Source organism: candidate division WOR-3 bacterium (assembly GCA_011052815.1).
GTDB lineage: Bacteria > Hydrothermota > Tepidihabitantia > SM23-42 > SM23-42 > DRIG01.
The window spans coordinates 1-20052 of sequence record DRIG01000029.1 but is presented as its reverse complement, the minus strand read 5'-3'; the positions used below and the strand labels follow the sequence as shown (position 1 = coordinate 20052).

The following is a 20052-nucleotide window of genomic DNA, read 5'->3' as shown; positions in this document are numbered from 1 at the left end:
CTCCTTTCAAGCCATTACTGAAGTTTTAAGGATATGTATAATACTACAAATCCTCCAACTTACGGTCCAGCTTAATGATATTCTACCCAGATTATTTATTCTGTCAAGTGTCATTGCTCGTGGTATGCCGTCGGAATTCGTGATAAACCTGTTGACAGCATAAATAACCTCGTGTATAATCACAGCAGTTTCAGGAAATAACAATCTTTCTGTCCTTAGAGGAGTGATATGAAAAAACAAATTTTTCTCATAGTCGTCATCTTGATAATCATCGCAGCCGTACTGGTCCTGCTCTTCACCGGAGAAAGAAAAACAGCGATAACCGGCTCCGGTATGATCGAAGTGGAAGAAGTCGACATCTCCGCCAGGATCAACGGCAGGATAGAAAAGTTGACTGCTGCAGAAGGAGATCTCGTTGAAAAAGGAGATACGCTCGGCGTCATCGAACACCGTGAACTGCTCACCCGACAGCGAAAGGCACTCACCGGTCTAAATGCCGCGAAGTTGTCCTTAGAAGAGATCAGATTGAAAAAAGAAGATTTCAAAAAAGACCTGGAAAGAATTCGTGAACTCTACGCCGTCGGCAATGTCGCGAAGAAGGAATTGGAGAATTATGAACTTCAATACCGACTTCTGAAGATGAATGAAGAAAAGGCAAAAGAGAATATCGAAGGGGTATCAGCCGACCTGGAACTGATCAAGACCCAGCTTGAAAACGCCTTTATTACAAGCCCTATCTCCGGCGTCGTACTCGCGCGGAATTTTGAAGAAGGAGAAGCGGTCTTCGTCGGAGCGAGGATATTCCGCATCGGCGATTTAAATCGTGCCTGGTTGAAAATCTATCTGCCGGAGACTGAAATCGGTAAAATATCACTGGGGTCAGAGGCTGAAGTCCATGTGGATGCATACCCCGACGAAGTATACAAAGGCAGGGTCACCTGGATATCCAGGGAAGCGGAGTTCACACCGAAAAACATCCAGACAAAGGAGGAGCGGGCAGACCTCGTCTTCGCAGTTAAGATTACGATTCCCAATCCTGAGCAGAAATTGTTACCGGGGATGCCTGCCGATGCCGAGATCTTAGAAAATGCACATCGTTGAAGTCGTCGGGCTTCATAAACGATTCAATAAAAAATCGGCGATAAAAAATCTGAACCTCTCGATCGAAAAAAGAGAACTCTTCGGTCTGATAGGACCGGACGGCGCCGGTAAGACCACCCTTTTAAGACTCCTCGCCGGTGTTCTCACACCTGATCAGGGCACAATCGAATGTTGCGCAGTCGACGTTGTGGCGAATCCCGAGGCGGTGAAAAAGAAGATCGGAGTCGTACCCCAGGAGTTTTCTTTATACCACGATTTGACAGTGGAAGAAAACCTGAATTTTTTCGCAAAGATGTACGGGGTCGGCGATGAAGAGAGTACCAGACGGAAAGAAAAGCTGCTTCAAATCATGAACCTGAAGCCGTTTCGAAAACGGCGTGCCGAAAATCTTTCCGGAGGCATGCAGAAGAAACTCGCCCTCATCTGTTCCCTTCTCCATACACCACCATTACTTCTACTCGATGAACCCACCACCGGCATCGATCCCATATCACGAAGAGAACTATGGGATTTCTTCTATGAACTCATCGACGACGGTGCAACGATCATCATCTCGACACCTTACATGGATGAAGCGGAGCGCTGTTCAAAAGTAGGTTTTCTCTATGAAGGTGAATTGCTCCTCTTTGACGACCCCCTGAGAATAAAAGAACGTTATCCCTATCACATATTTGAACTCAGAGGGCCGGATATTTTAAAGATGAAGATCGACATCTTCCCCGAACAACTGCAGATACTCGATCTCTATCCGGTCGGAGACACCCTCCACCTTATAACTAAAGACCCTGTCGGCAAAAAGTTGCAGCAATTTTTTAAAGAGAAAACCTGGAAGGTGCAGGTCAAACGTATCGGGACGAACTTTGAAGATGTCTTCGTCTCCGTGATAAAACGGGAATATGAAGATCATTGAGATCGATAATTTGAAGAAAGTCTTCAACGGATTTATCGCAGTGAACAACGTAAGTTTCGACGTCGACAAAGGCGAAATATTCGGTTTTCTCGGGCCCAACGGCGCCGGTAAAACGACCACCATCAGGATGTTGTGCGGGGTTCTTAAACCGACGTCGGGCTTCGGCAGGGTCGCGGGTTTTGACGTAATTAAAGAGAACGAAAAGATAAAACAGCATATCGGTTATATGTCCCAGAAATTCTCCCTCTACAGGGATTTGACCGCAGGTGAAAACATCGACTTCTTCGCTGGGATCTATCGTATATCACTTTCTGAGAAGAAAAGAAAAAAGAGATGGGCTCTTGAATTCGCAGAGTTGGGGGGTTTTGAAAACACCATTACAAACCGACTTCCACCGGGACAGAGACAGCGCCTTGCCCTGGTCTGTGCACTTATGCATTCCCCTTCAATATTATTCCTTGACGAGCCCACTGCCGGAACTGATCCGATATCACGCCGTCGTTTCTGGAATTTGATCTATCGGCTTAAAAACGAACAGGGCGTAACCATATTCATCACAACCCACTATATGGATGAAGCCGAGCATTGTGAACGTGTCGCTCTTATTCAACGGGGTAAAATCAGAGCCCTCGGCAAACCAGCCGAACTCAAAAAGGGGATAAAAGAAAAAGTGCTGCTCGTCCAGGGAACCCCTCTGCCGCTTATCAAAAAGGCGGCTGAACAGTCCGCCGCCGAACGGATTATTCCATTCGGCTCGTCACTCCACATCTTCTTGAAAGATGACAGTAACGCCGCGGAATTGAAACAGAGACTGAAGAATCTGAATGTGAAGGTCACCCGCTTCACGGCAATCACTCCGACCCTTGAAGACGTCTTCCTCTCGGTAATGGAACAACAGCTATGAGAATCACCGCGATCATAACAAAAGAAATCATTCACATCCTGCGCGATGCGCGGATGCTCTATTTCGCAATCATCTGGCCTGTTCTTCTCCTCCTGCTCTTCGGCTACACGGTCAGCTTCAACGTAAAAAACATCCGACTCCTCTTTGTGGATTTCGACCGCTCAAGAGAAAGCCGTGAATTCCTTCACACCCTCGAAGCGAGCGGCTCTTTTGAGATCGACTACACAACGAATTCATCCCGAACCACCTGTTCGAATTTGCTTAAACAGGGTGTGGTCAAGGCGGTCATCATCATCCCGAAAGGATTCAGCAAAAAGATATCGCGCGGTGAAGAGGCTGAATTTCAGCTCATCATCGACGGCGGCGACAGCAACACGGCACGTGTCTTTCTCGGCTATATTCTGGGTGCTTCACAGTATTACCGACAAAAAATAATCACTGAACGGTATTCTTTCAACGCCGGCATGCCGATCGACTGCCGAATAAAATTTCTTTATAACCCTTCACTGCGGAGTCAGAACTTCGTGGTGCCGGGGTTGATCGCCGTGATCCTGATGATCATCGGAACCCTCATCACCTCTTCGACCATCGCCCGGGAATGGGACAGGCGCACTATGGAACAGCTCTTCTACACGCCAATAAAAGCCCATGAATTGATATTCGGCAAACTCTTCCCTTATCTTGTAATCGGGCTGCTTCAAACCACGCTCGTGCTTCTGACCGGGATAATGGTCTTCAATGTTCCGTTCAAAGGCAGTATCATTCTATACTACACAGCGTCGATCCTCTTCCTCCTCGGAGCGCTCGGCCTGGGACTCTTTCTCTCACTCATCGCCAAAAGCCAGCAGATTGCAACCATGCTCGCCTTCCTCACCTCGGTGCTGCCCGCATTCCTCCTTTCCGGATTCATCTTTCCGATCAGCAGTATGCCCTTCATCCTCAGAGGACTTTCTTATCTGGTCCCGGCAAAATACTTTCTCAATGTAATTCGGGGGGTCTTTCTCAAAGACTCCGGCATCACCACCCTGTGGAGCGACTTCCTTGCTATGTTCTTATTCGCCTCTTTCTTCCTCGGTATCAGCATCATAAGGTTCAAAAAGAGGATTTCCTGATGCAGATAATCGCCACCCTGATAAAGAAAGAACTCATCCAGACCATCAGAGATAAACGTATGCTCTTCATCCTGGTTATATCCCCGATCATCCAGTTGATTATCTTCGGTTATGTAGCCACGACCGATATTAAAAATGTCACCCTCGTCATCTTCGACAACGACCGCACTTCCATAAGTCGTGCTTTAAGCAGTTCATTTTTCACCTCCAATTACTTCTCTGAAGTCTCTCCAGAGCAAACGTCAATCTCTGAACCCGAAGAGTTCCTTAAAACTGGTAAAGCAAAGGTCGTTATCATAATTCCATCCGATTTTTCGAAAAAGATCGCCCGCAATACCACCGCTTCTCTTATGATCATCGGCGACGGTTCAGACGCCAACTCCGCGACGATAATAAAAAATTATATCCTCGAAATAATCAGGACATTCTCACTCAAGATCGTTGAAGAACGGAATTTAATGCAGATACAATCCATGTCCCTGCCGAAGATCACCCCCAGTGTAAGAATATGGTATAATGAAGAACTGAAGAGCTCTCATTACATGGTTCCCGGAATCATCTGTATGATTCTTTTCATCATTACATCGCTTTTAACCGCGATGGCGATCTCCAGGGAGAGGGAACTGGGAACGCTTGAGCAGGTACTCGTTTCACCGCTGAAACGATGGGAATTCATTCTCGGTAAAACAATCCCCTTTGTCTTTGTAGGATTCATCGAAGTGGTGCTGATATTATCCGTCGCAAAATTCCTTTTTCACATCTACATCCGCGGGAATCTACTGCTTCTCTTCTTCACCTCGATAATATTCCTCTTCACGACACTCGGCTTCGGGCTGTTCGCCGCATCGGTCTCCAGAACCCAGATGCAGGCGATGCTCACGGTGTTTCCGGTGATGATGCCGACGTTCCTCCTCTCAGGTCTCTTCTTCCCCATCTCAAGTATTCCAACCCTTGTCCGCTGGATAGCATATGTCAATCCAATGACCTACTTCCTCATTATCGTACGCGGCATTCTCTTGAAGAACGCCGGTATCATCGATATTTATAAAGAAATAATGATACTTGCGGTATTCGGAATCTTCTTCCTTGTATTCAGTTCTTTACGACTTCAGAAGAGAATCGAATAAACTCGTGAAAAGATCAGCGTTTCTTTTTTATGGCAACTATCCAGCCGGCGATGACAACGGCGCCGCCGAAAAGGCCTGTTAAAATTGCAAAAGTATCATTCTTGATATTATCATGGGACGATAAAGCGGCATTATAATTGTGAATCGCCGTAGTCTGCTGAATCCCCAGCACCATGACAGCGATTCCGATAATAATAAGAATGATCCCCAGCTTCTTCACGATCTCTCCTTTTCTTTCTTCTCTGTTTCCTTGGCGTATGCTACAAGAAAACGGCCGAGTCGTCTGTATCCTGCTTTGAGATACCACTTCTTTATCCATGCCGCAGCAAGACGTCTGGTCTCTTCGGGCAGTTTCTTGAAATCCTCTTTCGCCTGCTCGGCCGCCGCATCCATATTCGCCAGAATCTGTCTTTGTGTCTCTTTGTCTATCATATAACCTCCTTCGATATAAATCAGGCCGTCGATTCAGCAAACCTGTCCGACCTCTTCGAAAGTAATCGGAAAATTATAATAATAATCCGGAGTTTGTCAATCTTGTATCCCTTAAAAGATGATAATCTTTCGGTAAACAGCCGGCTCGGTCCTTAAAAAATAGATCCCCTGGGGCAGGTAAGGAATACTCAACTTTTCGGTGTCACGCCAGTATTCTACTTTACGGCCCGTGACTGAATAAAGCGTATAAGTACCCCTCGGTACCTCCAGAACCACGCCTTTCCTGACTATCATCGGAATTCTGAAATCAGGTATCGTTGTCTTCGACTCCTCGGCGATTCCTGTATAAGGAAGTACCTCTAAAAGAGAAACACTCGCCGGAACAAACACCTGATTAAGATAACTGACTCCGGAATGGATGCTGTCCGGTACAAAGAGCCCCTGATCCTCGATCCCGGTCGTCCCGTTGTATGGAGCACCGATTGGAGCATTATTGGTGATGTTTCGCAGCCGATACAACTGGATGGAATCATGAATCTGGATGGTCATCGCATAAGTCGTGTCCAGGGTTTTATTAACGACCACCAGTGCATATCTGTTGTCTGACGAGCGCTTTGAAGCCCAGCACTCTATACCGTAGCCGGTGTTTTTGTGGTCGGAAAAGGCGCATATGAGTGTATCTCCGAAGTATGTATTATAGAGCTCCAGCACATAGGAAGGCATGCGCCGACTTGCCGTATCACCCCTGATCACACCGAAATATGGGAAATCCCCCGGATTACTGGAGTCTCCTTCATGGATGCTGTAGACCGCCGCCATCTTAAGGCCTGCATGCATCCAGTGGCCGATACAATCGGCGATAAAGAGTCCTGTCAGATAGTTCCACCACAGATGATCGGGAATCATTATCATACCGGCGTTGTACTCAAGCACGATCGGTTCGATGTTGCTCGCACCGATTGCATTGAGGGAATCCCTGAAGCTCTGGATATACGGTTCTGCGGCGAATATCGTATCCGACTTTCTGAGCCATTCTATATAATCAGTCGTATCAGCTATGGTATCAGAGGCACTGCTCGGATAATAGTGAACATCAAGATAATCGATCAGGTTGATATTGGGCTCGATAACCGGTCTGACCCATGCAGGATTACCGGCGATGGAATAGATAAACTCAAGAGGAATAGGACTGGCGTTCTCCATACTGTTCACATAAAGGGGAATCAAACTTGCAAAATCCTGCGGCGTCCAGAAAGCGGAATCCTGCCAGGACCAGTTTGAAAAAGGAATGTTGTAGTGGCGGTAAAACGTCCAGTAACCCCAGGGAGGAACAGGCCACTGGCCTCCGGCGATATCGGGTTCATTACCCAGACTCCAGATGGAAACATTATATGGTGCCGGATGTCCGCGATGGGCGCGTAAGTTCCCCAGGGGCGTCGTTGTATCTCCATTAACATATTCCACCATATTACGGGCGAGCGCCGTATCTCCGATCTGCATATTGACCGTGAGGATGGGCTCGGCACCGATCGCCTCACAGATGCGTAAAAAACTGTCGATACCGAAATAGACCGGAGACGGGATTATCAATGTATCAAAAAAGTCAAGATAGAACAGACCACCGAGAGAATCACCCTGCCAGTCAAAGTACTCGGCGCCGATCCCGCCGAAGCGCAAAAGTGAAGGCCGGGTCGCGGTAATCAAAGGCTGGATGTCTGCAAGCGGCGAAAAACAGGCCGTCATCTCATCACCGGAGCCGAAGAGATAAGGTGATATCGGTATCTTCTCAGAATCAGGATAGACCACGATATTACCGGGGATCTGGCTCAACAGGACAGCGGGTGTTAAAAAAAGAAAAATCAGATATAAAAATTTGCTCATCTTACCCTCACTTTCTTATGAACCTCGATATCCAAGTTTTTAAAAACCTCCTATGCTTTCTATACCAAATCTCAGTTAGCATACCTTCTCTTTGAATTCTGTTTTTCGTAAACGGAAATCGAATAAAAAGGACCTCCTCCTTATTTTTATTATATACATAATTGATTTTCCGTCAATAGGGTCGGAAAGACGATCACATTTCATTCAACCCCAGAAAACGTTTCAGATAGATAAAGAAGATGTGATCTGTCACCCGCTCGTCCGTCAGCATCAGATGGCTCTGTTTATAATTGTAGGCGAAGTCGATGCGTGAATCCGCAAAGAGATTGATACCGAAACCGCAGGTCAGAATGTTGGTGACCGTATGATCATTCATGCCGTTCGAATTTTCCAGGTCGGGATCAAATTCACTGTAATTATAACCGCCCCTCAGGAAAAATTCTCTGACGACTTCCAGTTCAGCACCGATCCGGACTCCGTAATCGCTCGATCTTCTCACTGTTCCCGCCACCCGATCATCAGACTCAGACCGACCATACCTGCCTTCAAAACCGGCTGTCAGTCTGGTCAAACTTATCCCCAGACCGCCGCCGAACCTGTAAGAACTGTACCCGGTCTCAAACCAGATACTGTCGTTCTCATCGATATACAGAGGAAGGTTGTTGTGATATTCAAAAAATCCTGCAGCGCGTAGAAAGTAAGAGCTCATCCTGAACACACTCTTTGCAGAATATCCTTTTATCTTCAAACTTCCGATGCTGTTACCGTCTGAAGAGCCGTTCAATTTAACCCATCTGTAGCTCAATGCACTACTCCACTTTATGTTTGAGAATGCAAGGAGTGCGCCGAACACCGGTGAGACCGCATGGCCGCTGAACTGTTCGTCTGCAAAAGGCCCTTCATATTTGAAGATCGGATAGTGATATTCGAGGTTCATACCCAGCGCCAGAATCCCGTTGTTGTAACTGATTCCTCCACCGCCTCCAAAAGGCGAGAGTGTAACCTTGTCTGTATTATCCTGTGAACTGTAAACTCCGTAAAAGCCGTCTCCGGATATACCCAGCTTCAGATTATCAGAAAGAGGCTTTGCATACACAAGATACAGAGACGGTGTTCTCAGATAATCTATTTCTTCTTCGATGCGGCGTTCAAGCTGGGAATAGCCCAATCGCAGACCCCATGCCTGGGGTTCAGACATCTCTCCGAATTGATTATAGGTCTCCTCGGTGCGCCGCGATTCATAGACCAATTCACAGGGGATAAGACCGAATACCGGTATTGTATCATAAAAGGCGATCGCTTCGACCGGCGCGTACTCCACGAGCTTATCTGGAATTGCGTCACCGAGTGCATAGTATGTAAGGGAATCATCACGCCACGACTCAAAGAGCCCTGACCCGCGCAATGCAGTGCTGGACACAGAATCGTATTCAAAAAACGCCGCTGAAATCCCGGCGAAGTCATAGAGAGCAAATCTGGAAAAATCATCTTCAAACAAAAAGGCGAGATCACCCATTCCTGAGAATCTTGTATTACCGGCGTAAATCGGGCACAGGACCATGCAACACCCGATAATCACCGCCACGACTTTAATCTTATCCATCGGCCACCTCCTGGTGTAAGTATACTATTCTCTTCTGCATAAGTCAAGTCCCTGATTTACGGTTTCTCTTCACCCTTGACATGGCAGGCATAATGAATAGAATAGCCTATGCCGAATAAAGTGGTTGTCCGTTACCTCGACGGCGAGGTCAAAAGAGGATACACAACCGATTTCCAGCCCGGTAAAGATGTATTCCATCTCGTCGTCAAAGAAGATGGAGGAGACCGGTCCATCGCCGTGAAGATGGCCGCCCTCAAAGCGGTCTTCTTTGTAAAAGAACTGGGCGGACTCGACAAAAGCCGACCCGTGGTGAAGAGGACCTTTGATCAGGTGAAAGACCAGAAACTGATCGGTAAAAAAGTAAAGGTCGAATTCGTCGACGGAGAAGTGCTCTACGGATTAACCCTGGGTTATTCACCGCAGCGCCGGGGTTTTTTCTTCACACCGATCGATCCTGAGAGTAATAACGAAAGGATTTTCGCGGTGCTCAGTGCAGTAAAGGATATAAGATTCTATGAGTAAACCGATAGGCGAAGTCGTTCTTCCCGACATAAAGAAATTGAAATCCGGCAAGGTGCGTGAAATATTCGACCTCGGCGAAACATATCTCATTGTCGCGACCGACCGCATCTCCGCATTCGATTATATCCTGCCCACCCTCATTCCGCAAAAAGGGATAATCTTGAATAAACTATCTGTGTTCTGGTTCAAGGCGACTCAGGGAATCATTGAAAACCACTTCATCACGGACCGGATCGAAGAATACCCCGCAGAGCTGGCAAAATACCGAGAAATACTTGAAGGCAGATCAATGCTGGTGAAGAAGACCGCACCCATTGACGTGGAATGTGTGGTGCGCGGCTATATCGCCGGCTCGGGCTGGCGTGATTATCAAAAGACCGGGATGATCGGTGGATTAAAGATTGATAATCTAAAACAGGGTGACAAATTACCCTCTCCCCTGTTTACGCCTGCGACAAAATCACATACCGGCCATGATGAAAATATAACCTTTGAAAAGATGAAAGAACTCATCCCGACAGAGGATGCGGAATTCATCAAACAGAAGAGTATTGAACTGTATAATTTCGCACACGATTATGCCCGGGAACACAACATCATCATCGCCGATACAAAGTTCGAATTCGGAAGAATTAATGAAAAGATAATCCTCATCGATGAAATCTTCACCCCGGACTCAAGCCGTTTCTGGGACCCTGCCCTCTATAAACCGGGTGGTTCCCAGGCGTCTTTTGATAAACAGTTCGTGCGCGACTATCTGTCAGGCACTGACTGGGACAAAAATTCACCACCGCCGGAACTGCCGCCCGATATCGTGGAAAAGACCGTGGCACGGTATCAGGAAGCACTGAGCAGATTGGTCGATACGGAAAAATAAACAGCTGTTTCAGACCGTCCTCAACCCCACTGCAATCAGGATATTCAAGACCGTAAAGATAAAAAGGGTGAAGACAATACCCAGGATCGGGATGAAGATGATCGCCGTTATCAGGGCGCCGAGTCCTGAACCGATGAGGTCCACGCCGTAAAGTATCCCCGCCGCCCTCTTCTTCAAAATATCAATACTCAATGGAAAATGTATGCCGCCGAGGACGCCGCCGATGAATATCAGGACTGAAATGAGAAGATTCGTGCCCGGGATTTTGACAAGGGAAATTCCGATGATCGTGATAAAATAGAGTGCGGTGATGAACTCGACGTATGAAAGCAAGATGACCAAATTCCCCTTTTTAAACGGTGAGCGCAGATAGAGGATTGTTCCGAGGGCGAGCCCCAGCATATAGAATGCAATGATACCGCCGATCCATCCATATAAATATCCATATGAAGTTTGAAAGAGGATAATCAAAATCACTTCGGCGGAGATTTCACTCGCGCCCATTGAAAACACCGATATATAGACCATTGATTTATGTCTGAAAAAGACAAAAATTAAAATCAGGGGAACGAAAAACCACCAGGGGCTGAGTGCAAAGAGTCTGATAAAGAGATTTCTCAAACCGCCGGATACGACGCCGCCCCATAAGATAGTCGTGAAATAATAACAGACCGGTTTCAGATCTGTATTTATAACGCCCCGGGATTCTTGAATACGCCTTTTTAAATAATTCAATTTCTCCGAAGTGAGATTGTAAAGGAAAAAGTATTCATTGACGTATTTGAGATCAAGATGCCTCTCCTGAATCCTCTGGTTAAGTAATCGTGCAAGACCATCCGTGTCAATCGGATGATGGTTTGATGCGATAAATGTCATACGCGCTGCAGGAAGACAGACCTTATATCGGTAAGAGCAACCGAGTGTCCGATGGATCGTATTAAGGAGCTGGCCGAAGAGTGGACTGACGATATCCGGCGGTGCCGTGATCTTGATCGATAAAATTCCGTCGGGTTCAAGGATCCGACGGATCTCGAAGAAAAACTCTTTTGTATAGAAACGATTGAGTTGAGCATTTATCGGATCCGGCAGATTGATGATAATCACGTCATAGCGGTCAGTGGTATTTTTGATGAAAAACCGTGCATCTCCGAATATCACCTTCAAGCCTGGGACTGAAGTCAACCTCTCTCTGATATATTCCTCACCCATCTTGAAAAAGAGCGGGTCGAGCTCAAGGTATGTCACTTCCCTGACATCGGGATGTTTGAATATTTGCTTTATACAATTTCCGATTCCGCCTCCCACGAGCAGAACCTTTTGCGGTGCCGGATGCAGAAGAAGAGAATAATGAACCGCCTCTTCACTGGTATAGAGGTCGGGATAGGTGAAATCGAACACGCCGTTTGTATAAAAATTCAGCTGGTTTTCTGTCCGGGTGACTGCAATCATACCGTATTTCGACTCCTTTACAGCGAGCAGATTCTGGCCGGGCATCTGAACCCGGCGCATCGTCAGTTCAAAAGCAGGGATCTTGATAAAAAGGAAAAGAAGCAAAAACGGGAAGACCAGAAGTCCCGGTTTCGCCGTTACAATACATGCGCAGACCCCTAAAAGAACCACTGCAATGAGGATGATGGCGTAAGGAGGCAGGAAGAGGAGCAGGATAAAGGTAAGTAAGAGACCACCGAGAAAGGCACCCAGGCCTTCAAGAAGATAGACCTTTGCCGGTTCAAGTATTCTCGAAGCGGCGGGATAGAGTGCGCCGAATATAATACAGGTCGGAGCCAGGCTCAAAAAGGATATCTCCAGGATCTTTTCCAGACCGATCACCTCGCCGAAAGGCAGGGAGAAAAGTTTCAATGCGAATCTCATAAAAGTAATCGAGAAGATAAGAGAAAGAGCCAGCAGGATAAGCAGCGATGCATAAACATTCACGGATTGGTGTTTCAATCTTATCTTTGAAAAAATAAAACTTCCCAGGCCTCCCCAGAGCAGCCAGAAGCACAAAAGAACTCCGGAAACAAGCTCGTAACCGCCGAAGAGCACAAGCGCCTCTCGAATCATAATGGTCTGGCCGATGACCATGACAACACCTGAAGAGAAGATCGCAGTCCTTATCCGTCCCATTATTTAAGTGTAAATAAATCGAATAAAAAATCAAGATCGAGTAAAACAGGAGCCTGCTATGCAGTCTTGACTTGTCTTTTTTTTTGATTAATATTATCAAAAGGAGAAAATATATGTCTGGACATTCAAAGTGGTCGAAAATAAAACGGAAAAAGGCAAGTGCCGATGCAAAAAGAGGAAGACTTTTCACCAAATTAATCCGGGAAATTACCGTAGCGGCACGCAATGGAGGCGGAGACCCCACTGCCAACCCGAGACTTCGCACTGCGATTGAAGAAGCAAGAGCCCTCAATATGCCGAACGACAATATTGAACGTGCCATAAAACGCGGCACCGGCGAACTCGAAGGACAGCACCTTGAAGAAGTGACCTATGAGGCATACGGACCTCATGGAGTCGCGATTCTTATTGAAGTCGTCACGGACAATCGTAATCGCACGACCGGTGAAATAAGACATATTCTCTCCAGACACAACGGCAGTCTCGGCAGTCAGGGGTCGGTCGCCTGGCAGTTCCATGCCCAGGGGATTATCAGTGTAGACGCAAAGAAATACGAAGAAGATACAATAATCGCGTATGCACTGGAAGGCGGTGCCACGGATATAAAAACAGAAGAGGACTTTTATCAAATCATCACCTCGCCTGAGAACTTTTCCAGGGTCAAAGATATCCTGCAGAATAACAACATTGAAATCGCAAGCAGTGAACTGACCAAGACTCCGCAAAGCACGGTGCCGCTGTCTGAGAAAGAAGCCGAAAAGGTTTTAAAACTATACGAAGCGCTTGATGAACTTGAAGACGTCCAGCATGTCTACGCCAACTTCGATATCCCGGACGCTGTAATGGAAAAGATATCATCTCAATCAGGTTGAAGGTCATTGGAATAGACCCGGGTATTACTGCCACCGGTTACGGTATTGTAGAGGATGAGAGATGTGTCTGCACAGGGACGATAAGGTCTAAAAAAAATAATATTCACGAAAAATTTATCGAAATTTGCACGAAGATAAAAGAACTTATAAAAGAAAACAAACCCGACTTCGCCGCACTCGAAAAAGTCTTTTATCACAAAAACATCCAGAGTTTGATCCGTTCTTCAGAGCTGCGCGGTGCGATAATCATCACGCTTCTTCAGGAAAAGATAAAGATAGTCGAATATACTCCGACCCAGATCAAATTGACGACCACGGGCAACGGAAGGGCGTCGAAAGCCCAGGTGCGTTATTTTGTCGAGAGGGTCTTTATGTTCGAGAAAAAGAAGATGAGTAACCATGCGACAGACGCCCTCTCGATCGCCTACACGGCGTTAAGGAGGATGAGTAGAAAATTATGATCGGCAGATTGACCGGTAAGGTCTATGAAAAAACTCCTCCATTCTTTATTCTCGATGTCTCGGGCATCGGCTATCTGATCCAATCCCCACTCTCGACCTTTAAACAGATTAAAGAAGAGGAAGAAATCACCCTCTACACGAAATGTATCTTCAAGGAAGACGAGGCGTTCATTTATGGATTTCTCACCAGAGAAGAGTTGAAGATCTTCGAAGAATTGATTTCGGTCTCCGGTGTAGGACCCAAGTCAGGACTGAACCTGCTCTCTTCTTTTTCACCTGAAGAGATATCCGAAGCCATTGAGAACGAAAATGTCGAGCTCCTCTCGTCAGTTCCGAAGATCGGCAAAAAGATCGCAAGCAAGATCATTCTTGAGTTAAAAGGGAAACTGAAATTCGACGAAACCCCGAAATTGTTCACTCAAGCGGTGAACGCCCTCTGTTCCTTAGGAATCAGCCGCAGCGAGGCGCTCCAGCGTTTAAAGGGACTCCCCCAGAATCTCACGCTGGAAGAACTCGTAAAACAGGCATTGAGGAAATGATATGGAAAAGATGACGAGCAATACACTCCTCAAAGGCGAGGAGATGTATGAATTAACCCTGCGGCCCAAAAAATTGACCGAATTCATCGGCCAGAAAAAGATAACTGAAAACTTAGAGGTCTTCATCAAGGCGGCGAAGAAAAGAGGGGAACCCATTGAGCATATCCTGCTCTACGGACCGCCCGGACTGGGTAAGACGACCCTCGCCCATATCATTGCGAGGGAGATGGAAACCAATATCTATCCGACAGCCGGACCCATCCTGGAACGGCCCTTTGACCTCGCCGGCATCCTGAGCAACCTGAATACCGCTGATATCCTCTTTATCGACGAGGTCCACAGGATAAACAAGGCGGTGGAAGAATACCTCTACCCCGCTCTGGAAGATTTCTGCCTGGATGTTATGCAGGATAAAGGGGTCGGCGCCAAGGTGCTGCGTCTCAACCTCAACCACTTCACCCTGATCGGTGCAACGACCCGTTCCGGACTGCTCACCTCACCGTTGCGTTCTCGATTCGGTATCAGCTTCAGGCTCGATTATTATCCGGCTGAGGACCTCTTCCATATCATCGCCCGTTCCGCAAAGATACTGGACCTGAAAATCACGGACGAGGCGACCCGGGAAATCGCAACAAGGGCGCGGGGCACCCCGCGGATCGCCAACCGTCTCTTAAGAAGAGTAAGGGATTTCGCCCAGGTACAGGGAAAAGAGATCATCGACATTGAGATATGCAACTACGCACTCGAAAAACTTGAAGTGGACAAGCGCGGCCTCGATGAAATGGATAAAAAAATAATAAAGACGATTATTGAAAAGTTCAGCGGCGGGCCGGTCGGTATCAACAGCCTTGCAGTAGCTGTGGGCGAAGACGCCCAGACCATTGAGGAAGTCTTTGAGCCGTTTCTGATAATGGAAGGTTTTATAAAAAGGACGCCGCGCGGCAGAGAAGCAACGCCGCTCGCCTACGAACACTTCAAACTCAAAAATCCGCAGGGACCCCTCTTCAAATAATCAAAGTTCAACCACCTGATTCCGGCCTTTACATAACAGTTACTCGATGTTTCTAAGCAGGCATGCCATCGGGTCCCAGGGCGGAAGATGTATCGGCTCCTGCTTGAGAATATTTCTTAACTCGCCGGGCAGATATTTTTTGTTTATGATCACCGCATAAACGTATTCATCAAACCAATCATCATACATCACCCAGTGTCCGTTATCACCCCTCTCCTTACCATGACTGTCCTCGACCCACCATTTGACGGGTCTGTTATCCTGCAGATCGACTCCGGTGAAGACCATTGCATGGTTTCCCGCACTCTCGCGGAATAATATCCGCGCCTCCTTGTTCAACTCCATTTCGAGTCCGTATAACGATCTGTAATCGAGTATTCTGGTGGAAAGAATCCCGTGTTCTGAATCCTTGTCCTTGATGATGTCGCAGGCGAACCAGACCGGTTCATCATCGAGCACTGATTTCTTCGTGAGCTCTTTCAGCTGTTCGATATCGAGATTTATATAGACCGGGTCGGAATATTCGAAGATATTGCGCACGTTGTCACATTGATAAAGACGATTATACACCTTGCCCGGATAGTTGAAAAGAGCGACATAATCCCTGATATCGACACCGACAACATCTTTGTAAAATTCTTCAGGTGTATATCTCTTCGGCGCCGATACATTACCCTTTGTATCTTCGTACCGCCAGATGAATTCTGAGGGCGGCTCACCGAGATTCAAAACCAGTATCTTATAGATTGTCTTCAACATCTCAATCTTTTTGTCCCTCAACTCCTGCACATCTTTACCCTCCTGCGCCATCTTTCTCAAGAGCACGGCGTCTTCACGGAGTTTGCGTGAGATGATTGAGTTCATCACCCAGGAATTATTACTGTTGTAGGTCTCAGGCATCGCCTCCTTGGGTACGACACCGTACTTATCGATCAGGTTGACCACATAAGACCAGTAGCCGCCGTCGAATACCGGCCGTTCAAGAAAGATCACCAGTTCCCGATCGAGCAACCCGCGGTCATAAGAAGTGATAATGAATTCGAGGAAACGATTGGCTTTTTCCAGTTTATCCCAGAAATAGAGATAGCTCTGTGAAAATTCGAAATTCTTCAGGTTATATTTTTCAATAACTCCGGGACGCAGCATGTTCAAGCCGGCGAAAAGCCAGCATCGGCCGCTCCTCTTCTGATCGGTGATCCCCTTTGTCTTGATGCGGTGGCTGAAAAGGTCGTTGTGTTTGATAAAGAAAGAACGATTCAAACTGAGTTCTGATAATTTATTGTTGGTGACGGCGTTCATTATCGCATACTCACTTTTACTGAGCCGGACAGATCCCTGAATGTCTTCGATGACATTCCTGGTCAATCCGCCCGATGTACCGCTCTGCGCGAAAACCAGAAACGGCAAGAAAAAAATAATCCATGACGATTTCATAAGACCTCCTTTTTAATAATCAGCACTCCAGATTCTACACACTTCCCTCTTTATTGTCAACAACCTGCATCCGATCAGCAACTCCGGTAATCATCCGGATACGTCCGCCGCTGTCAACCCGCCCATACCCAGCCTAAACTCTGGTACTCCTGGAATGAAATGTTCGACGGCGTGCCGGGAGTTGAAGAAGTGGTGCAGAAACCGATAAAGCGACCAAATCCGACGGCGACGATCATCGCCGGTCCGATCCAGCTCCCGAAACACGGCAAGAGCAGAATTTACGATATAACCGGTCGGCGGTTGTACACCTCTAATCCAGGACCGGGCATCTACTTCCTTGAGATAAACGGTGAGATTGTGCAGAAGATTGTAAAGGTCAAGTAGCAGTAAAATCAGTTTCCACTTTCCAGGGCTGACTCCCGCTCCGCCCTCAACCGGATCAGACCAGATGAGGGTTGGTTTTTCTCTCTCTACCTATTGTCGTTGTATCGCCATGTCCGGGATAGACAACCGTCTTATCAGGTAATTTCATCAGCTTATTCTTAAGAGAACTTATGATTTCATCAAAGGAAGAACGAAATATATCTGTCCTGCCGATAGAACCGGCAAAAAGTGTATCACCGCTGAAAAGCGTATTTTCTTCTTCACTATACAGGGATATGCCACCCATACTGTGCCCTGGCGTATGAATAACCTGAAGTTTGCAGTTTCCGAATTCTATACTGTCTCCGTCTTTAAGCATTATATCAGCAGGCGGCGAAGAAAGAAACTCTATACTCAACCCGCAGTTATCGCATTTCACATTCGCTTTTTTGTTGTCTGCGGTAATTGTAAGATGCACAGATAATGAACCGCATGCAGGGCAGGGAGGTTGCTCGCCTTTACTTATGATTTCGCTGATTCCTTTCCACGGTTCCGGCAGAAGATCTGCATCTTTCTCGTGGACCAGGATCTCCGCACCTGTTTCTTTCTTCAAAACCGTAATACCGCTTGTGTGGTCAAAATGGCCATGTGTAATTATAATGTATTTAACCTCCATATTCTTTATTTTTTGAAGAACCTCTGCTCCATCTGTTGTATCAGTAAATCCCGGGTCGATGACAACCGCTTGTCTGGTTTGGTCACAGGAAACAACATAGCAATTTGTGTAAATTGGGCCGACAACAAAACAATTTATCTTCATATTTCTCCTGCTGCTATTTTACCCAACCTGGTTGTTCAGTCAAGCTTTTTCAAAATACAAAGATTTGACACCGTTACAAACACATTACCAGATTTTCAAAAACCAATCTGCTGAATCATCAAATTGTAAATATCCTGCAGTAATAATCAAGAACTTTATGCACAACATCCATCCCCTTTCCCCTCTTCTCCTCCCCCTTGATGGGGGGGGGATTAAGGTGGGGGTGATCTTTCATCCAGCGCAGCTCCCAACGCTCATAACGATCTAAACGCTCTAAACGCTCCAAACGCTTCTCCCTTAGCCCTTTGCTCTCCGCCCTTACCCCTCTTCTCCTCCCCCTTGAGGGGGGAGGATTAAGGTGGGGGTGATCTTTCTTCCAGCGCAGCTCCTAACGCTCCAAACGATCTAAACGCTCTAAACGCTCCAAACGCTTCCCCTTCTTGTCATTCTGAGCACATTCACTCTGTTCAGTGTAAACTCCGCGAAGAATCTCTCTTTCTTACATTTCCAGACCTCGCGCCTGGATTTCTTTCTCAGGGGTACGCTATAAATGCACATATTGCACATTAATTGCACAAAAATTGCACATGTTTCAATTCCTCATAGGTCTGCTATAAATCATCGGCAGTTTTCCAAGACTGCCTCGAATTTTGACCGTTTCAATTCTTATTAGGTACGCGATGGTTACTCAGTTCTTTCTATACATAGTTCCGTGTAAAAATATATGGTCCCAATCACCGGTGATCGGTTTACCATTATACCAGAACTCCACACCATCGACCCATTTGCCGGTGTAATCCGGCTGCAAAAAGGTGTTTGTCAGAATATATGTTGTAATATGTCCTCCGCATGAACCTTGAAAATATCCACTCCTCCACGCCGTAGGATGTTTCTTTGTTTCTTTCAATTCTATAACCGCAATCTTCTTACCGCCCCTTTGCTCGATTTTTTTCAATTCAATCAATCCTCGAGGAAACTTGTATTTATTAAGTAATCTGCTGATCAACTTTAGCTTTTCAATCAATGTATAATGTGCTGGGACTGCTACACAGAGATCAACACCCTCTGCATCTGACATTGCATCGACTGTATAAACTTTCAATAAATCATCTGGAAGCTTAGCTGGTTTTACGAGAAGCGCTTCCTCAAATCTGGTAATACGCATTTGTCCATAACATCACCAACAGCAACCACCCATAGCAATGTTTATTTTGAAGATTGAAGAAGATCTGCCCCCACGTCGTTCTTCATCTAAATATCTGCAGTTTACGTTTTTCACGATCCGTAAAAGTTGGGGAGAAAATGAGATTCGGATTAGGATAGTCTTCTGAATACATATCCACCATTTTGTCTTTAATTAATTGCTGATAGATTCGGCGTGCCTTACGATTATTCCTGGTCATATCCTGAATACAACCAGCAATGATGTCCGCTAATTGAATCCCCGGCTCATCTTCAGATCGGGCTATAAACTCTACCTTTGAAACACCCGCACTGTTTGCGATTTCACGCCAATTCTTGTTTAAACACTGCGGACTATCAATCACAAATTTGTATTTTGATGGATCAGTATCATTAACTAAAACCGATTTTGCATTTTCAATATGCTGCCTTTCATAGATATTAAAGAAGAGCGTATGCTTTAAACTGTTTATTGCTTTGCGTTTCAATGCCACCTTTAACCGCCAATCACCGGTGAAATCTTTTGCCGGTATCCTCGCCACTGTTTGTAAAGCTTTATATAACTTTTTAGAAAGATGTGAAGGTATAGAAATCGTTATAAAGACTTTAAAATCAATATTAAAAATATCTTTAAACTCATCAGAACTGTTCTTGAAATTCGACCATTTTAATGCGCTTATTCCTGCCACATGTTTTAGAAACAATACTTCCTTCAGCAGTAAATTGTAATCTGGAACAGATATCTTGACCCGTGACCGAATATAATATGCACT

At 46.2% G+C, this 20052-nt stretch carries 21 protein-coding genes; 12 read left to right on the top strand and 9 right to left on the bottom strand.

Annotated features, from left to right (window positions below):
• Positions 1–228 precede the first annotated feature (228 nt).
• The 5 genes from ENI34_02500 to ENI34_02480 are packed head-to-tail and all read left to right on the top strand — an operon-like array spanning position 229 to position 5154.
• Positions 229–1101: an efflux RND transporter periplasmic adaptor subunit gene (locus tag ENI34_02500; GenBank protein ID HEC77997.1), complete on the top strand. Its 873-nt coding sequence runs from the start codon at positions 229–231 to the stop codon at positions 1099–1101.
• Positions 1088–2011, top strand: a complete 924-nt coding sequence (locus tag ENI34_02495) for an ABC transporter ATP-binding protein (protein HEC77996.1) — start codon at positions 1088–1090, stop codon at positions 2009–2011. Before ENI34_02500 ends, ENI34_02495 begins: the two co-directional genes overlap by 14 nt.
• A complete protein-coding gene (locus tag ENI34_02490) occupies positions 1998–2915 on the top strand; it encodes an ABC transporter ATP-binding protein (protein ID HEC77995.1) in 918 nt (305 codons plus the stop codon). Before ENI34_02495 ends, ENI34_02490 begins: the two co-directional genes overlap by 14 nt.
• Positions 2912–4027, top strand: coding sequence for an ABC transporter permease (locus tag ENI34_02485; GenBank protein HEC77994.1), 1116 nt, complete (start codon positions 2912–2914; stop codon positions 4025–4027). The genes ENI34_02490 and ENI34_02485 overlap by 4 nt, the downstream gene beginning before the upstream one ends.
• Entirely contained in the window at positions 4027–5154 is a 1128-nt protein-coding gene (locus tag ENI34_02480) for an ABC transporter permease (protein HEC77993.1), read from the top strand. Before ENI34_02485 ends, ENI34_02480 begins: the two co-directional genes overlap by 1 nt.
• Before the next feature lie 13 nt (positions 5155–5167).
• On the opposite strand, the gene ENI34_02475 is transcribed toward ENI34_02480, so the two are convergent.
• From ENI34_02475 to ENI34_02460, 4 genes are all read right to left on the bottom strand, one after another.
• Positions 5168–5374, bottom strand: coding sequence for a hypothetical protein (locus tag ENI34_02475; protein ID HEC77992.1), 207 nt, complete (start codon positions 5372–5374; stop codon positions 5168–5170).
• Positions 5371–5586, bottom strand: coding sequence for a hypothetical protein (locus ENI34_02470; protein HEC77991.1), 216 nt, complete (start codon positions 5584–5586; stop codon positions 5371–5373). The genes ENI34_02475 and ENI34_02470 overlap by 4 nt, the downstream gene beginning before the upstream one ends.
• Positions 5587–5697: 111 nt before the next feature.
• The gene (locus ENI34_02465; GenBank protein ID HEC77990.1) at positions 5698–7467 is read right to left on the bottom strand and encodes a hypothetical protein; all 1770 of its coding nucleotides are present in this window, start codon (positions 7465–7467) and stop codon (positions 5698–5700) included.
• A gap of 193 nt (positions 7468–7660) precedes the next feature.
• On the bottom strand, positions 7661–9070 hold the full coding sequence (locus tag ENI34_02460; GenBank protein ID HEC77989.1) for a hypothetical protein: 1410 nt from the start codon (positions 9068–9070) through the stop codon (positions 7661–7663).
• Positions 9071–9178: 108 nt separating this feature from the next.
• Between ENI34_02460 and ENI34_02455 the strand changes: the two genes are divergently transcribed.
• Positions 9179–9592 (top strand): hypothetical protein, encoded by a 414-nt coding sequence (locus tag ENI34_02455; protein ID HEC77988.1) that lies wholly within the window; start codon positions 9179–9181, stop codon positions 9590–9592.
• Positions 9585–10469 carry a phosphoribosylaminoimidazolesuccinocarboxamide synthase gene (locus ENI34_02450; GenBank protein HEC77987.1) on the top strand — a complete coding sequence of 295 codons (885 nt, stop codon included), beginning with the start codon at positions 9585–9587 and terminating at the stop codon, positions 10467–10469. The genes ENI34_02455 and ENI34_02450 overlap by 8 nt, the downstream gene beginning before the upstream one ends.
• Before the next feature lie 9 nt (positions 10470–10478).
• Here the strand turns inward: ENI34_02450 and ENI34_02445 are convergent, their stop codons facing one another.
• Entirely contained in the window at positions 10479–12596 is a 2118-nt protein-coding gene (locus tag ENI34_02445) for a hypothetical protein (GenBank protein ID HEC77986.1), read from the bottom strand.
• A 113-nt stretch (positions 12597–12709) separates the two neighbouring features.
• Between ENI34_02445 and ENI34_02440 the strand changes: the two genes are divergently transcribed.
• From ENI34_02440 to ruvB, 4 genes are read left to right on the top strand one after another with little or no spacing between them, the layout of a single operon-like run.
• A complete protein-coding gene (locus ENI34_02440) occupies positions 12710–13468 on the top strand; it encodes a YebC/PmpR family DNA-binding transcriptional regulator (protein HEC77985.1) in 759 nt (252 codons plus the stop codon).
• Positions 13450–13929 carry a crossover junction endodeoxyribonuclease RuvC gene (gene ruvC / locus ENI34_02435; GenBank protein HEC77984.1) on the top strand — a complete coding sequence of 160 codons (480 nt, stop codon included), beginning with the start codon at positions 13450–13452 and terminating at the stop codon, positions 13927–13929. The genes ENI34_02440 and ruvC overlap by 19 nt, the downstream gene beginning before the upstream one ends.
• Positions 13926–14468: a Holliday junction branch migration protein RuvA gene (gene ruvA, locus ENI34_02430; GenBank protein HEC77983.1), complete on the top strand. Its 543-nt coding sequence runs from the start codon at positions 13926–13928 to the stop codon at positions 14466–14468. Before ruvC ends, ruvA begins: the two co-directional genes overlap by 4 nt.
• A gap of 10 nt (positions 14469–14478) precedes the next feature.
• On the top strand, positions 14479–15480 hold the full coding sequence (ruvB, locus tag ENI34_02425; GenBank protein HEC77982.1) for a Holliday junction branch migration DNA helicase RuvB: 1002 nt from the start codon (positions 14479–14481) through the stop codon (positions 15478–15480).
• 39 nt (positions 15481–15519) lie between these two features.
• Here ruvB and ENI34_02420 read toward each other — a convergent pair whose 3' ends face one another.
• Complete coding sequence (locus tag ENI34_02420; protein ID HEC77981.1) at positions 15520–16914, bottom strand: hypothetical protein; 1395 nt, start codon at positions 16912–16914, stop codon at positions 15520–15522.
• Positions 16915–17073: 159 nt separating this feature from the next.
• On the opposite strand from ENI34_02420, the gene ENI34_02415 reads away from it, so the two are divergent.
• Complete coding sequence (locus ENI34_02415) at positions 17074–17298, top strand: T9SS type A sorting domain-containing protein (protein ID HEC77980.1); 225 nt, start codon at positions 17074–17076, stop codon at positions 17296–17298.
• Between the two features lie 55 nt (positions 17299–17353).
• Here the strand turns inward: ENI34_02415 and ENI34_02410 are convergent, their stop codons facing one another.
• The 3 genes from ENI34_02410 to ENI34_02400 all read right to left on the bottom strand — a co-directional run bounded on the left by ENI34_02410 (position 17354) and on the right by ENI34_02400 (position 19968).
• Positions 17354–18097 (bottom strand): MBL fold metallo-hydrolase, encoded by a 744-nt coding sequence (locus ENI34_02410; GenBank protein HEC77979.1) that lies wholly within the window; start codon positions 18095–18097, stop codon positions 17354–17356.
• A 688-nt stretch (positions 18098–18785) separates the two neighbouring features.
• Positions 18786–19262: a hypothetical protein gene (locus tag ENI34_02405; protein ID HEC77978.1), complete on the bottom strand. Its 477-nt coding sequence runs from the start codon at positions 19260–19262 to the stop codon at positions 18786–18788.
• 82 nt (positions 19263–19344) lie between these two features.
• Entirely contained in the window at positions 19345–19968 is a 624-nt protein-coding gene (locus tag ENI34_02400; protein ID HEC77977.1) for a hypothetical protein, read from the bottom strand.
• Positions 19969–20052 lie beyond the last annotated feature (84 nt).

Bases quoted from the DNA above. Each gene is read 5' to 3' on its own strand.
- ENI34_02500 (HEC77997.1), top strand. From the start codon at position 229: ATGAAAAAACAAATTTTTCTCATAGTCGTCATCTTGATAATCATCGCA.
- ENI34_02495 (HEC77996.1), top strand. From the start codon at position 1,088: ATGCACATCGTTGAAGTCGTCGGGCTTCATAAACGATTCAATAAAAAA.
- ENI34_02490 (HEC77995.1), top strand. From the start codon at position 1,998: ATGAAGATCATTGAGATCGATAATTTGAAGAAAGTCTTCAACGGATTT.
- ENI34_02485 (HEC77994.1), top strand. From the start codon at position 2,912: ATGAGAATCACCGCGATCATAACAAAAGAAATCATTCACATCCTGCGC.
- ENI34_02480 (HEC77993.1), top strand. From the start codon at position 4,027: ATGCAGATAATCGCCACCCTGATAAAGAAAGAACTCATCCAGACCATC.
- ENI34_02470 (HEC77991.1), bottom strand. From the start codon at position 5,586: ATGATAGACAAAGAGACACAAAGACAGATTCTGGCGAATATGGATGCG.
- ENI34_02465 (HEC77990.1), bottom strand. From the start codon at position 7,467: ATGAGCAAATTTTTATATCTGATTTTTCTTTTTTTAACACCCGCTGTC.
- ENI34_02460 (HEC77989.1), bottom strand. From the start codon at position 9,070: ATGGATAAGATTAAAGTCGTGGCGGTGATTATCGGGTGTTGCATGGTC.
- ENI34_02455 (HEC77988.1), top strand. From the start codon at position 9,179: ATGCCGAATAAAGTGGTTGTCCGTTACCTCGACGGCGAGGTCAAAAGA.
- ENI34_02450 (HEC77987.1), top strand. From the start codon at position 9,585: ATGAGTAAACCGATAGGCGAAGTCGTTCTTCCCGACATAAAGAAATTG.
- ENI34_02445 (HEC77986.1), bottom strand. From the start codon at position 12,596: ATGGGACGGATAAGGACTGCGATCTTCTCTTCAGGTGTTGTCATGGTC.
- ENI34_02440 (HEC77985.1), top strand. From the start codon at position 12,710: ATGTCTGGACATTCAAAGTGGTCGAAAATAAAACGGAAAAAGGCAAGT.
- ruvA (HEC77983.1), top strand. From the start codon at position 13,926: ATGATCGGCAGATTGACCGGTAAGGTCTATGAAAAAACTCCTCCATTC.
- ruvB (HEC77982.1), top strand. From the start codon at position 14,479: ATGACGAGCAATACACTCCTCAAAGGCGAGGAGATGTATGAATTAACC.
- ENI34_02420 (HEC77981.1), bottom strand. From the start codon at position 16,914: ATGAAATCGTCATGGATTATTTTTTTCTTGCCGTTTCTGGTTTTCGCG.
- ENI34_02415 (HEC77980.1), top strand. From the start codon at position 17,074: ATGTTCGACGGCGTGCCGGGAGTTGAAGAAGTGGTGCAGAAACCGATA.
- ENI34_02410 (HEC77979.1), bottom strand. From the start codon at position 18,097: ATGAAGATAAATTGTTTTGTTGTCGGCCCAATTTACACAAATTGCTAT.
- ENI34_02405 (HEC77978.1), bottom strand. From the start codon at position 19,262: ATGCGTATTACCAGATTTGAGGAAGCGCTTCTCGTAAAACCAGCTAAG.